This window comes from Bradyrhizobium sp. Tv2a-2 (genome assembly GCF_000472425.1).
In the GTDB taxonomy this organism is placed as follows: domain Bacteria; phylum Pseudomonadota; class Alphaproteobacteria; order Rhizobiales; family Xanthobacteraceae; genus Bradyrhizobium.
Window position 1 is genome coordinate 147,225 of record NZ_AXAI01000002.1, and the last position, 13,959, is coordinate 161,183.

Sequence of the window (13,959 nt, forward strand, 5' to 3'; positions counted from 1 at the left end):
AATTCAAATAGGCCGCGGATACTGGCCGAATTGCAACGCTCTGACAAGCATCGGCGCGACCTGTCGGGTTCACTTGCGGACTTCTGCCTCTTCGGTGCGAAGTCTGCGCTGCTCGCATCGTAACAATTTTCGCTTAGTGACAGAATTGCTGTCCGATTTTCCAATGGTCGGTCATGTTGACCGACGATATGCTGCAACAAATCTGCGGAGGCCGCTCATTCGTTGCGCGCAGCATGCGCGCAACTGAATGTGGAACGGCGGGCTGTTGTCCGCCGCTGTCATTTCAGGCGCCTGCTTTACAATTCATAATTGTGTCGCCTGCTTCCGCGGCTCCCGTGGCGTTCGCGATGGGTAGGCACCGCCCGTCGGCTTGTGACTGTTATACGTCAATGATAATCGCCTCCCTACCGCCCGGCCATCCGTTTCGTTTAAACGCATGCGGTGGCCTCGTTCGGCACTAAACAAGCGGTCAGTACTCCCAGGGGCCCGGTACCCAGCGAAAGACGTCGCCGTCGACCGCCACATGGCAGACGGACGGGAACGACAGGTGAGTGGCCACCAGCGACTCTCGGTTCGCCGCCAGCTCCCGCAAAAGACTGACCCGGACGCGGGCCGCCTCCTCGGGGTCGTGTTCGAAGCCGTTGTACCAGTCGGGGTGCTCGAACCCGACCTGGAACACGGCGTCACCAGCGAACGTCAGCCGGCTGCTACCGGATGCCAGGCGGACCACGCTGTGCCCGGGGGTGTGGCCGCCAGTGCGTGTGACGAGCACCCCTGGCGCCACCTCGTGCTTCTCCTCGAACGTGCGCAACTGGCTCTGGTACTCGTGCAAGAACCGCTTGGCCGTCCGCCGAAGCGCGTCTGGGAATCCCGGCGGCATGGAGACGTGGGAGAAATCGGGAGACTCCCAGAACTTGGTTTCGGCGGCTGCCACGTGGATGCGCAGGTCCGGACGCAGCCGGTCCCTCACCCCGTCGACGAGCAGCCCGCCAACGTGGTCCATGTGCATGTGGGTGAGCACCACGTCGGTCACGGATGCGAGATCGATGCCGGCGGCCTCCAGTCGCTGGACCGTCCGCCCGGCCCGCGGCAAGTCCGGGAACTCCGCCCCCATCCCAGCGTCGATGAGTATGGTCCGGCCGCCGCTACGGACCACGACCACGTTCAGCGCCCACTCGAGCACGTCCGGCGGAAGGAACATGTCTTCCAGCCAAGCCGTCCGGACAGCCGGGTCGACGTTGTGGCCCAACATCGCGCCTGGCAGCGATAGCACCCCATCGCTGACCACCAGAACCTCAATGGCGCCGACCTTCAGCGCGTAGCGCGACGGAACCAACTCGGGCTCCGGTCTACCGTGGATGTCCTTCGCGTTCACCTTGTCGGCGCGGTACTTGACCGGGGGCTGCGAGGTGTTGTCCAAGCTCATGTTTGTCTCCTGCCGACTGCCTAGCTTTCGAGTAATTTGCGTTGCGCAATGGTCACTGTGCGGGCACGACCGCCGGGGCGCCCTTGTCCTTGATCAAGACCACCAGGAATTTCGCCGGCTGGGTGCCGCTGGCGTTGCGGTCGACGACATGAACGTCATCAGGGCCTTCATAGAAGCTTTGTCCTGGTGTCAGTGTCACCTGTTGTCCGCCCTTCAGCTGCATCACGACGGAGCCCTCCAGCACGTACACAAACGCATGTGCATTGTGCCGGTGGATAGCACTCGATCCGCCGGGCGCATGCTCGACCGTAATCATCAGGGCTTCCCTGCCGGGTGCCTCCGGAAGATCCTTGGACATGTGTGGCGTGACCTTAGGCTCCTGAGCCTGAGCCACCGCCGTGCCGGTCGTGAGGCACAGAAGAACCAACGCAACGAGTTTGATCGTCATAGTCGCCTCTTTCGTTCGTTGCCTGGGATCATGGTTATCTCCTGTGCCTCAGCTCTGAACCGCGTTGCGGCTGAGCCAGTCGTCGAAGCGGATGGAGCCGAGGCGGGGGCGATCACCGGGCGTCAGCGAGCGGTCGTTCAGCTCGGCTCCGAAGTAGCGCCAGTGCACGTCAGCGATCACCTTGCGCTGGTCACCGCTCGCCGCCAGGAATTTGCGCGCGAACTGGTCCATCGGACAGGCTTCCGGACCCGCAACCTCGACGGTGCCGTTCAGCGGCGGTGCGAGCGTCAGTTCGGCCAGGTTGGCGACCACGTCGTCCGAGGCAATCGGCTGGAACAGCGCCGGCGACAGCCGGACCACATTGCCCTCTGCGCCCGATTTGACGATGCCGCCGACGAACTCGAAGAACTGCGTCGAGCGCAGGATCGTATAGGGAATGCCGGCCGCCTTGATCAGATTCTCCTGCGCCACCTTGGCGCGGAGGTAGCCACTGTCGGGACTGCGATCGCTGCCGACGATCGACAGCGCCAGATGATGCTTGACGCCGGCGGCCTTTTCCGCGGCCATCAGGTTGCGGCCCGAGGTCTCGAAGAATTCGAGCACCGCCTTGTCCTCCCACACGGGCGCGTTTGCCAGATCGACGACGACCTGTGCGCCGGAGAGCGCCTCTTTCAGTCCCTCGCCCGTGATGGTGTTGACGCCGGTATTGGGCGAGGCCGCGATGGCATCGTGACCCTTCTCCTGTAGTTTCTTGACGAGCTTTGATCCGATGAGGCCGGTGCCTCCGATGACGACAATTTTCATGATTTTGCGCTCCAAGGGCATGCAGGGGGTGTCAGATCGCGTCTTATTCGATGCGCAAGGATGCCGGATCAGCGGCCGGAAAGCCTTGTGGCGGCCTTCAGGCGCGCTTGAATTTAGCCTGGATTTCCGTCCAAGACATCGGACAAAGGAGCAAAACGTGCCAACAGCGGCCGCTGTTCCGGCAATTTCCGCTTGCTTTACCGGCGCGACAACTCGCGCGAGCTTCGACGATGATCATCGTGCTATCAACAGCTTGCCGGCCATGCCGATGGGTGACGATGAGAGGGCGACGTGCAGTACGCGTTCGAAGACTACGTGATCGACTCGGACCGGCGGGAGCTCACGCGCAGCGCCGAGCCGATCGCCGTCGGGCCGCAGGTCTTCGACCTGCTGCTCCATCTGGTGCGGAACCGCGAGCACGTCGTCAGCAAGGACGAACTCCTGGATGCTGTGTGGGCCGGGCGGATCGTCTCTGAATCGACCCTGGCCAGTCACATCAACGCAGCTCGCAAGGCCATCGGCGACAGCGGGCAGGACCAGCGCCTGCTTCGAACCATTGCCCGCAAGGGATTCCGGTTCGTCGGCGATGTCAGCGAGATCGCCAGCCGCTCCGTTGCGGCCTGCACCGAGCCCGATGCACCGGGCAAGACCATCGCAGAGGCGCCGGCCCTCCCCGACAGGCCCTCCATCGCCGCGCTCCCGTTCCTGAACCTGAGCGGCGACATCGAACAGGAGTATTTCACCGACGGCGTGGTGGAGGACATCATCACGGCGTTGTCGCGCATTCGCTGGCTGTTCGTGATCGCACGCAATTCGAGCTTCACCTACAAGGGCCGCGCGGTCGACGTGAAACAGGTCGGCCGCGAGCTCGGCGTGCGCTATGTGCTGGAAGGCAGCGTGCGCAAGGCGGCGCACAAGGTGCGCATTACCGGGCAGCTGATCGATGCGACCACCGGGACGCATCTGTGGGCCGAGCGCTTCGAGAGCGCGCTCGACGATATTTTCGAGCTGCAGGATCAGGTCACCGAGGCCGTCATCGGCGCGATCGCGCCGCAGCTCGAGCGGGCCGAGATCGAGCGCGCGAAGCGCAAGCCGACCGAAAGCCTCGATGCCTACGACTACTATCTGCGCGGCATGGCGCACCTCCATCTGGGATCCAGGGAGTCAATCGACGCGGCGCTCGCCCAGTTCAGCCAAGCGCTCATGCGCGACTCGCATTTCGCGTCGGCCTATGCGATGGCGGCGTGGTGCTATTTCTGGCGCAAGGTCAATGGTTGGATGATCGATCGCCCGGGCGAGATCGCCGAAGGCGCCCGCCTGGCGCGCCGGGCCGTCGACCTCGGTCGGGACGATGCGGTCGCGCTCACCCGTGGCGGGCATGCGCTCGCCCACCTCACCGATGACCTCGCCGGCGGCATCGCCGTGCTCGACCGGGCGCTCGTGCTCAATCCCAATCTCGCGTCGGCCTGGTTCATCGCCGGATTCCTGCGGACCTGGAACGGCGAGCCGGACGCCGCTATCGAGCACTTCTCGCACGCCATGAGGCTGAGCCCACTCGACCCCGAGCTCTACCGCATGCAGGCCGGACTGGCGGTGGCGCATCTGTTCGCTGGGCGCTTCGACGCCGCGTCGTCGTGGGCGGAGAAAGCCTTCCGGGAGTTACCGAGCTTCCTGATGGTCGTCAGTGTCATCGCGGCGAGCCATGCGCTCGCCGGCCGGTCGGACGAGGCGCAGCGCGCGATGAAGCATCTGCGCGAGCTCGACCCCGCGCTACGCGTCTCCAATCTCGCGGATTGGCTCCCGATCCACCGGCCGGAGGACCTCGCGACCTTCGCGGATGGGTTGCGGACGGCAGGGCTGCCGGAGTGAGGCGCGGGGCGGATCAGGTACTGGCAAATAGAGACATCAGCCCTCAGGTACCCCGGCAATACGCATGCCCTGACAGATCCGCTCCACCCCGGCAAGGTACGTCAGATTGTCGTTTGATTTAGCTGCGGTGCGGAAGCGGCGGATGGTAAAGCCTGGATCGAGCGCAAGTCCGGCCTTTGCAGCGGCTCGCGCCTCATCCAACGCACCGAGCAAGCCCAAGGCAGCCGCCAAATGAATATGAGTGAGAGGAAAATTGCGGTTGGCCTCAATGCTTCGTCGTAGCCAATCGACGGCTTCGGCATTCGCGCCGAGTTGCATCTTGGCCCTCCCTAGAAGATGCATCCACCAGTAGGCAAAGGTATCGCGAGGAGAGAGGCGGAGAGCCTCAAGTATATGACTTTCCGTCTCGTCAGCGCGACCAATTAAAAATTTTGCCAAACCACGGGCGGCATGAGCGTCGGCTAGATTGGGATTGAGCACCAATGCCTGTTCGCATTCAGCAATCCCTTGCACAGCGCGGCTGGTGAAAATGTAGACACAACCCAGGATAAAGTGGGCCGGGGCATCATCCGGAGCCAACGAAAGCGCGTTGATCGCGTTCGTTTCAGCCGCCGAGAAGCGCACGCTCCGGTCGTCAGTTAGCAGGGCGGCCCCCACTGCCAGGTCGACGCTAGCGAGGCCGACCAGCGCTCCGACACTTCGGGGATCGATGGCCAGGGCGCGCTCGAAAAAACTACGCGCCTGGGTCAGGCGCTCGGGGGTCGTCCCCTTGTTCAAGCAGGCATTGCCTTGAAAATTCAGGTCCGCTGCGTCGGGATCGAGCGAGCGCCCCGCTCGTCGCGCCTCAGCCTCAACGAGTTGGGTATTCAGTGCGTTAGCGAGGCGAGCGACGATTTCATCCTGCATGTCGAACAGATCGGCGACAGGTTTGTCGAAACGGTCGGACCATAGGTGCGCGCCGGTTTCCGCCTCCACGAGCTGAACGTTTACGCGAAGTCGATCGCTGCCACACTGCACCGAACCTTCCAGCGCGTACCGAACGTTCAACTCTCGGCCAATTTGCTTGAGATCAACCGCTTTACCTTTGTAGGTGAACGCGGTGTGTCGGCCGATGACGAACGAACCGCTGATCCGTGACAAATCCGTAGTTAGGCTCTCGGTCACGCCGTCAACAAAGTAGTCTTGCTGCGGATCGCCGCTAAGGTTGGCGAAAGGCAGCACGACGATGGAAAGGCGAGGCGGTGAAAGCTGCTCTGATCTCACGGGCTCAGCTCGTGTTGCCGAGCCATCCCTGGCCACCGCATAAACTCTGACCGGAAGGGCGATGTTTTTGAGATTCTGCTCGCCTAGATCAGCGAACGTAGCTCCGACCTTTCCCCGGACGTAATCGCAGACGGAAGACGAGATGTAGATGCCGCCTGGCTCTGCGATGCTCTCAAGCCGCGCGGCAATATTCACGCTGTCCCCAAAAATGTCATGCGGCTCGACAATTACGTCGCCGATATTGATGCCGACGCGGAGGGCAATACGATCGCCTTCCGCGTCATCGATTGTAAGTTCATCAATATGGGCCTGAAATTTCATCGCGGCCCGAACAGCGTCGACCGCGCTGGGAAACTCCGCCAATAGCCCGTCTCCGGTGTTCTTCACGATCCTGCCGGCGTGCTCGGCGATGGCCGGTTGGACGGCTTCGGTCAGGAGCGCGGTCAGCCTGGCGTGCGTCGCCTCTTCGTCCCTATGCATTAGCCGCGAATAGCCAGCTACGTCGGCGGCCAATATCGCCGCCAACCTGCGCCCGACCCGCACTGGCCGCTCGTGCACCATGTCCGCAATCCAACCTTGGAGCCATTGTACGACGGATCAGAGAGGATGCCCATCCGACTGGTGTCGGTTATTGGCCCCAGCCCTTGTTCAAACGGCGGTTGGCGGAGACAGGCCTGCTTGAGGCGAGATCGGCGCGAATGATCCAGACCGATCATCCAGCAAGCGCTACTCTAGACAGGCTGTCTCACCTGGGGGATCATGTAGCACTGGGCTAACGGGGCGCCGCCATGGACGTCGGAAGTTGGCTGCGGAGGCTTGGCCTCGAACAATATGAGGCGGCATTCCGTGAAAATGAGATCGACGGCGAGGTCCTGCCGAGTTTGACGGCGGAGGACTTGAAGGAGCTTGGCGTCGCATCTGTCGGGCATCGCCGCAAACTGCTCGACGCCATTGCCGCCTTGCGGGCAGGGGTAAGCGCACCTCCACCACTATCCGAGGCGCCTCCAGCAACCGACAAAGCGGGCAAGGACACCGCCGAGCGCCGTCAGGTCACCGTGATGTTCTCAGATCTGGTCGGTTCGACGTCGCTCTCTGCACGCATGGACCCAGAGGACCTGCGCGAGATCATTTCGGCCTATCAAACATGCGTTGCCGGTGCTGTGCGCCGGTTCGAGGGGTTCGTCGCGAAGTACATGGGCGACGGTGTGCTCAATTATTTCGGCTATCCACAAGCGCACGAGGACGATGCCGAGCGAGCCGTTCGCGCAGCGCTGGAAGCGATTGCCGCAGTGGGCGCACTCAAATTGTCCGTTCCGCTGCAGACGCGCGTCGGCATCGCGACCGGAATGGTGGTTGTCGGCGATCTGATTGGATCAGGAGAGGCACAGGAGCGCGGCATCGTCGGCGAAACACCTAATCTTGCCGCGCGCCTGCAGGGCGTCGCTGAGCCGAACGCCGTCGTTATTGCCGAGAGCACCCGGAGGCTCCTGGGCAACCTGTTTGAACTGAAGGATCTTGGACCGCAGGACCTCAAAGGTATCCCGGGCAACATCAGAGCCTGGGCGGCACTGCGATCTTCTTCGGCCGAGGGCCGGTTCGAGGCGTTACACGCGGGCAGACGACTGACAGAACTCATAGGACGCCAAGAGGAGCAGGACGTACTGCTACGGCGCTGGTCGATGGCCAAGACCGGCCAGGGCCAGGTGGTTTTGCTTTCTGGAGAACCGGGAATAGGCAAATCACGGCTTACCGCAGCAGTCATGGAAGAACTGGCCTCCGAGCCGCATACGCGCCTGCGCTACTTCTGCACACCGCAGCATACAGACAGCGCGCTCTTTCCCATTATTGGCCAGATGGAGCGTGCGGCTGGACTGACGCATGACGATACCGCGAAAGCCAAGCTCGACAAACTCGACAACTTGCTCGTGCGGACTTTGACCTCGACCCAGGATACCGCGCTCTTTGCGGAGATGCTCTCGCTCCCGAATGATGGACGTTATTCCGCGCTCAAGTTCACCCCGCAGCAGCGCAGGCAGAAAACGTTGGAAGCGCTCGTCTCACAATTGGAGGCACTGACTCGCCAAAATCCAGTGCTGATGATTTTCGAGGACGCGCATTGGATCGATCCAACGAGCCTTGAAGCAATCGGTCGGGCGGTGGACCGGATCGTAAACTTTCCGCTGCTGCTGATCGTGACGTTCCGGCCGGAATTTGACCCGCCATGGATCGGACAGCCTCGCGTAACGGCTCTCACGATCAATCGACTCACACAGCCCGACGTAAATGCCATGATCGACGGGGTCGTCGGCGACAAGTTAATTCCGGCGAGCATCAGGCGGGATATCGTCGAGCGCACCGATGGCGTCCCGTTGTTTATAGAGGAAATGACAAAGGCCGTATTGGAGGCGGAGGGGGAGCGCGAGGCGCGCCGGATTGCAGCTGCAGTTCCGTCTCCAACCCAGGCGGTCCCTGCAAGCCTGCACGCCTCGCTGATGGCACGCCTCGACCGGCTAGGTCCCGCCAAGGAGGTGGCGCAGATCGGCGCCGTAGTCGGACGCGCCTTCTCGCACACGCTGCTGGCAGCCGTCGTGCGCAAGTCGGACGCGGAACTAGGATCAGCGCTCGATCGCCTTATCGCGGCCGGATTGCTATTTCGGCAGGGCATGTCGCCGCATGTGACGTACGTGTTCAAGCACGCCCTGGTGCAGAACGCCGCCTATGGCACGCTGCTGCGCGAACCGCGCCGCAAGCTTCACGCTCGCATTGCCGCAGTCCTTGAAATGCGGTTCCCCGAGGTTGCGGAGAGCCAACCGGAATTGCTGGCGCGTCATTGCACGGAGGCCGGGTTGACCGAAAAAGCTGCGGAGCTTTGGGGAAAAGCGGGACTTCGGTCACTCGCGCGCTCAGCGCTGGCAGAGGCCACGGAGCAACTCGCCAGCGCGCTTGCCCAGATTGCCGCCTTGCCGGGCACGACCGCTCTGCGCCGCCACCAAATCAAGCTACAGGTTGGGCTTGCGAACGCTCTCATGCATACCAAAGGCTATGCTTCGTCCGATACCAAAGCATCGCTCGACCAGGCACGTCTGTTGATCGAGCGAGCGGAAGCCCTTGGAGAAGCGCCCGAAGACCCGCTGCTGCTGTTTTCGGTTCTCTATGGCTTCTGGGTTGCGAGTTACACCGCGTTCAATGGCGACCTCGTGCGCGAGCTTGCGGCTCAGTTCCTCACACTCGCCGAAAAACGGGGCGCGACTGAGCCACTCATGATCGGGCATCGTGTCGCGGGGATTTCCCTGCTGGTTACCGGCGACTTCGCGCAAGGCCGAGCCCATCTCGATCGGTCGATCGCACTATACGAGCCCAGCAAGCACCGTCTGCTGGCGACGCGATTCGGCCAAGACAACAGCGTGGCGATCCTCTCCTATCGATCGTTGGCCCTGTGGGGGCTGGGTTATCCCACGGCCGCGCTCACGGACATCACGCATTTGGTCAGGGATGCGCGCGAGATCGGTCAAGCGGCCACGTTGATGTACGCGTTGTTCTATGCATCGTTGACGGTTGCTCTGTGCGGGGACTACTCGACGGCGAGCGCGCGCGCCGATGAAGTCGTCGCACTGGCTGACAAAAGCGGCTCATTGTTTTGGAAGACGGCCGGAATGATCAATCAAGGGACTGTATTGGCCTTGACCGGCAACGCGTCCGACGCAGTCGACTTGATTGCGTCCGCGCTCGCGAGCTATCGTTCGATGGGGGCACAGTTGTTTACGCCGTTCTATTTATCATGCCTGGCGCAGGCTCATGCCCAACTCGGCCATGCCAATGATGCTCGGCGACGCATTAATGAAGCGATGATGGCGGCGCAAACAACAAAGGAAAGATGGTATGAAGCCGATATCCATCGTATCGCCGGCGAAATCGCCCTGATGTCGCCGGAGCGGGATGCAGCAAAAGCCGAAGCCTACTCCGAACGGTCGCTCGCCATCGCACGTGCACGGCAGACGAAATCCTTTGAGCTGCGCGCGGCTACGAGCATGGCTCGGCTATGGCGCGATCAAGGGAAGCAAAACGAGGCCCGGGAACTTCTCGCTTCGGTCTACGGTTGGTTCACCGAGGGCTTTGACACGTTGGATTTGAAGCAGGCCAAGGCCTTGCGCGACGAACTGACCCAGTGAGGGCGTTGCGAACGATTTCGATCGCTTTGACCTGCAGTGCAGCCGAGCACGCGAATGGCGAGAAAGCTCAAGACGTGTCAAACTTCGTTAGGTTCTTCGATCTGGACGAACATGTCTTGTGAGATCGGAGCGTCGCTTCACCTGCTGTCCCTCGGCAATTCGTGATTTGTGAGTGAAGCTGACGCCGCTTGAACGCGGTCAGCATGATCACGATTGCGCAACAGACTGCATTGATCCCGTTGACCCATGCCATGGTCGGGTCATCCAAATTGTAGCCGGAGTAGACGGCTGTCGATGCATTTGCGGCCAGCCAGAGAATCCAAGTGGAATATGAAATCGCGGTCGCACCATTAGCGTCGCGTGCGATCGTGTATATTTGCGGCAAATACGAGACGAGTCGAAGCGTATTGAAGATCGTGAAGGAATAGTAGGAGACAGCAGCGAGCATCTTTGGCGTCTTCCAGTCCCGATGTTTTCAAACGATATCTCTCGGACTGGTTACGGCACGATGTCGGCACGGACAAAGGATATTACAATAGTATTTCCGCTAGTGTGTTTGCGCTGCGGAACCGCTTGGTGGCAAATCCGCATTTGGAAGCCAACTGAAGAACGGCTGAAATGGCGGTAACCCACTTCGACGCCGCGGGCGGCGTTCTTGGCAAGAAGCTCTCGCTCGATATCGAGCTCCAAATGACGCGCTGCGCAAGAGGCGCCGAATGGTCAGCAGGGCGGGCGCGTCGCGTCGCCTTAACGGCGGCGCCGCCACGTCGCATCGGTACACTCTCGCTGTCGCTTTGAAACAGGGCCAGGAGAGGGATACGTGTTGCCGTTGTAACCCGGATTCTCGATACCGAAATCGCCTCGAAACGAAGACAGTGCAAGTCCGTTCGAGTTTAAATGCAGAAAGGTTGAAGAAGAGATGATAGAGAGCCGCTGAAAAATGACATGAGCTCTTCAGCTGCACAGTATGTGGTGAGCGGCGCTCAGCGGACGTAAAACGCGCGTCGAAGGACATGAGTATAGCAGCTCGCCTCGGCTAGAGTTCCAACCTGAAAGGCCATCGGTGACTTTGTTGTCGCGCCTTTTCGTGCTGGTCGCGGTCGCTCTTTTGCCGGCAATCGCTATTCAGTCCCACAATGAATTTGACCTTCGTCGTTCGCGCCAAATCGAGGTACACAGGCAGGCGCTCAGCTTGGCTCAGCGCGCCGCTGCTGAACAACAGCGGATCATCGACGGCGTTCACCAGGTTCTTATAGCGCTCTCGGAATTGCCCGCGATCAAGGCGATGGACCCGCGGGCTTGCAGCGCATATCTGGTGGCAACCAAACGGAGATATCCGTTCTTTCTCGCCTTTATCGCTGTCGACATGGATGGCCAATCGTTTTGCTCCACGTCCGGCAAAAGCGTGAGCGTTGCGGGCCGAGTGGATTTCATGACCGCCACGAGAACCGGAAAATTCGCCGTCGGCACTTTATCGACCGGCGTATTGACCGGCCGTAAGATCATTCCATTCGCGCTGCCGTTTTATGCTGAGGACGGCCATATGGCGGGCGCCGTGATGACAGCAATCAGTCTGGATTGGCTCGCCAAGTTCATCGAACAAATGAGCGTTCCAGCTGGCGCTGCAGTCGCTATTGCGGATCGCGATGGAATCTATCTCGCTCGCTACCCCGATAATGATCGCTTTGTGGGCCGGACGATGCCAAGCGACCAATATCTGCTTGCGGGCTATCCAGGAACGACGGCAGCGCGCGACCTTGATGGGGTCGATCGCATTGTGGGCTATTCTCGTCTGTCGGAGGATCAGGGAGGGATTTTCGTCACGGCCGGCTTCGACAAGGCGCAAGCGTTCGGCGATATCCAAAAGAGGGTATGGCATGGGGTATCCCTAATTCTGTTGGGGGCATCGCTTGTGCTGATGCTGACGTGGTTGGGTGCACGTCGCTTTATCCATCGCCCGTTGGGGCAGTTGGTGGAGGCCGCCAACCAATGGCGACTCGGCGACTATTCACGCCGCGCCCAGATCGTGGATGAACACTCCGAAATAGCCACGGTCGCCGAAGCGCTAAATTCCATGGCCGATGCGCTGGCGGAGCGGGAGCGCGAACTATGCGAAGCCAAGGAGAAAGCTGAGCAATCGAGTGTCAGGATCACGAGGATATTTGAGAGCACGACGGACTGCGTCCTCGTCGTCGATCCCAATTGGTACGTCACTTATCTAAACGAACGGACCAAGGAGCGGTTTTGTGGAGGGCGCGACATCGTCGGGATGGCGGTATGCGACGCCTTTCCCGAGCTGGTCGACACCGACATCTCGACTTGGCTCGGTGCGACGACTTCGTCGCAGAACTGCGACTCTTTCGAAAGGTTCTGTGCCAGCCAGAATGCCTGGTATGAGGTCAAACCGTTTCCTTCCGACGAGGGCCTCGTACTCTTCCTTCGCGATATCACGGACCATAGAAACGCTGTGGAGGCTCGTCGCCTGATCGAGGAACAACTTCATCAAAGCCAAAAGATGGAGGCCATCGGTCAGCTGACGGGGGGAGTTGCCCACGACTTTAACAACTTGCTTTTGGTAATCTCCGCGAATCTCGAGCTAATCGAAGACCACATGGCCGAGAACGACCAGATCCGGGCACTCGTGGTAGCGGCGTCGAAAGCCACGGACCGGGGCATGAGCCTGATCGCACAACTCCTCGCTTTTTCTCGCCGGCAAAAGTTGAACCCAAGGCAAGTCTATGCGAACGCTCTCTTTCGTGACTTTCAGGGGCTCATCCATCGCGCACTCGGAGAAGGATACGCGATCGAGTTTATCTCCGATGATCAACTTTGGCCATGCCATGTCGATCAAGCCCAGTTGGAGTCCGCACTTCTCAATCTTGTTCTGAATGGGCGCGACGCTATGCCGGATGGAGGCGAGCTGGAGATTGAGGCGCAAAACGTGGTCTTGGACGAAAATGCCATCGCGGGTGCTGCACCCGGATCATACGTCCGGCTTTCCGTCAAGGACATAGGACGCGGCATGGCACCCGAAATCGTAGATCGAGTGTTCGAGCCGTTCTTCACCACAAAGGAGGTCGGCAAGGGCACCGGGCTCGGCCTCAGCATGGTTTACGGATTTGCCAGGCAGTCCGGTGGTGCCGTCACCATCGAGAGCAAACTTGGAGTAGGGACGAAAATTAGTCTTTACTTGCCTAGGTCAGCTGAAGCGCCTTTTCCGGAGATTGCGGCGGTGCGCCCGAAGGACGCGCCAAGGGGGGCAGGTCGGGTCCTCGTGGTTGACGATAACGAGGATGTTTTGAGCGTCACGTCGGTTATGTTAGAGGCGCTTGGCTATCAAGTGGCCTCCGCGCGCAATGGGGCCGATGCTATCCAGTTACTTAGAAGCGGCAAGCAGTTTGATCTCCTGTTCAGCGACGTTGTGATGCCGCAGGGCATTACCGGCCTTGAACTCGCTCGCGAGGCCAAACGGCAGTGCAACGGCATCAAGATTCTACTCACTTCGGGTAACGCAGAAGACGTATTGACACGGTATGGTGCAGCGAACGAGTTTCCGGTCATCGGCAAACCCTTCCGCCGGGCAGAGTTGGCGCGATGTCTACAGCTCTTGATGCGAGGAAAGTGACTGTCTTGTTGGACACGGCCGGCCGTTCCGGCAAAGGACCTGGCGGTCTTTCGACGGCGAAACCGCGAGTTTCGGGGCATTGTGGTATTTTTGAATTCGAAGTCGAAAGTCCCGGTGGTGAATCGAGGTTGGTCTGCCGGACCGGTAAGTAGTGCTGTCCTATCGTCTTTGGTCAACGTGATCCCGCCCGAACCGCGATGCCCGCGACGCGGCGTCAGCCGCTTTCCCTAAAATCTCTCATGGAGCAGATTGAGCGAAGGATATCGATCCAAGTTTGGTACGCTCCCACACAGCGCCGAGATTCTTTGCCTATAGGATTTCTACGTAGTGGTTTATACTGAGGGTGTAGCCAGAT

Annotated in this window: 8 protein-coding genes; 4 read left to right on the forward strand and 4 right to left on the reverse strand. The window is 60.5% G+C overall.

Annotated elements, in window-relative coordinates; genetic code table 11:
• Window positions 1–469: 469 nt before the first annotated feature.
• Genes A3AI_RS0104230 through A3AI_RS0104240 form a run of 3 tightly spaced genes read right to left on the reverse strand, consistent with a single transcriptional unit; the run spans window position 470 to window position 2,678 of the window.
• Window positions 470–1,426, reverse strand: a complete 957-nt coding sequence (locus A3AI_RS0104230) for an MBL fold metallo-hydrolase (RefSeq protein ID WP_084800826.1) — start codon at window positions 1,424–1,426, stop codon at window positions 470–472.
• 52 nt (window positions 1,427–1,478) lie between these two features.
• A complete protein-coding gene (locus A3AI_RS0104235; RefSeq protein WP_024514371.1) occupies window positions 1,479–1,874 on the reverse strand; it encodes a cupin domain-containing protein in 396 nt (131 codons plus the stop codon).
• A 48-nt stretch (window positions 1,875–1,922) separates the two neighbouring features.
• Window positions 1,923–2,678: an SDR family oxidoreductase gene (locus tag A3AI_RS0104240; RefSeq protein ID WP_024514372.1), complete on the reverse strand. Its 756-nt coding sequence runs from the start codon at window positions 2,676–2,678 to the stop codon at window positions 1,923–1,925.
• Window positions 2,679–2,969: 291 nt separating this feature from the next.
• Between A3AI_RS0104240 and A3AI_RS0104245 the strand changes: the two genes are divergently transcribed.
• Window positions 2,970–4,547 carry a winged helix-turn-helix domain-containing tetratricopeptide repeat protein gene (locus A3AI_RS0104245; protein WP_024514373.1) on the forward strand — a complete coding sequence of 526 codons (1,578 nt, stop codon included), beginning with the start codon at window positions 2,970–2,972 and terminating at the stop codon, window positions 4,545–4,547.
• Window positions 4,548–4,583: 36 nt separating this feature from the next.
• Here A3AI_RS0104245 and A3AI_RS0104250 read toward each other — a convergent pair whose 3' ends face one another.
• Window positions 4,584–6,371, reverse strand: coding sequence for an adenylate/guanylate cyclase domain-containing protein (locus tag A3AI_RS0104250; protein ID WP_024514374.1), 1,788 nt, complete (start codon window positions 6,369–6,371; stop codon window positions 4,584–4,586).
• A 227-nt stretch (window positions 6,372–6,598) separates the two neighbouring features.
• On the opposite strand from A3AI_RS0104250, the gene A3AI_RS0104255 reads away from it, so the two are divergent.
• From A3AI_RS0104255 to A3AI_RS0104270, 3 genes are all read left to right on the forward strand, one after another.
• Window positions 6,599–9,979: an adenylate/guanylate cyclase domain-containing protein gene (locus tag A3AI_RS0104255; RefSeq protein WP_024514375.1), complete on the forward strand. Its 3,381-nt coding sequence runs from the start codon at window positions 6,599–6,601 to the stop codon at window positions 9,977–9,979.
• A gap of 618 nt (window positions 9,980–10,597) precedes the next feature.
• Window positions 10,598–10,777: a hypothetical protein gene (locus A3AI_RS49215; protein ID WP_024514377.1), complete on the forward strand. Its 180-nt coding sequence runs from the start codon at window positions 10,598–10,600 to the stop codon at window positions 10,775–10,777.
• Between the two features lie 265 nt (window positions 10,778–11,042).
• Window positions 11,043–13,604 carry a hybrid sensor histidine kinase/response regulator gene (locus A3AI_RS0104270; RefSeq protein WP_024514378.1) on the forward strand — a complete coding sequence of 854 codons (2,562 nt, stop codon included), beginning with the start codon at window positions 11,043–11,045 and terminating at the stop codon, window positions 13,602–13,604.
• Window positions 13,605–13,959: the final 355 nt, after the last annotated feature.

Coding starts and splice junctions, on each gene's coding strand:
- A3AI_RS0104230 (WP_084800826.1), bottom strand. CDS start 1,426: ATGAGCTTGGACAACACCTCGCAGCCCCCGGTCAAGTACCGCGCCGAC.
- A3AI_RS0104235 (WP_024514371.1), bottom strand. CDS start 1,874: ATGACGATCAAACTCGTTGCGTTGGTTCTTCTGTGCCTCACGACCGGC.
- A3AI_RS0104240 (WP_024514372.1), bottom strand. CDS start 2,678: ATGAAAATTGTCGTCATCGGAGGCACCGGCCTCATCGGATCAAAGCTC.
- A3AI_RS0104250 (WP_024514374.1), bottom strand. CDS start 6,371: ATGGTGCACGAGCGGCCAGTGCGGGTCGGGCGCAGGTTGGCGGCGATA.
- A3AI_RS0104255 (WP_024514375.1), top strand. CDS start 6,599: ATGGACGTCGGAAGTTGGCTGCGGAGGCTTGGCCTCGAACAATATGAG.
- A3AI_RS49215 (WP_024514377.1), top strand. CDS start 10,598: ATGGCGGTAACCCACTTCGACGCCGCGGGCGGCGTTCTTGGCAAGAAG.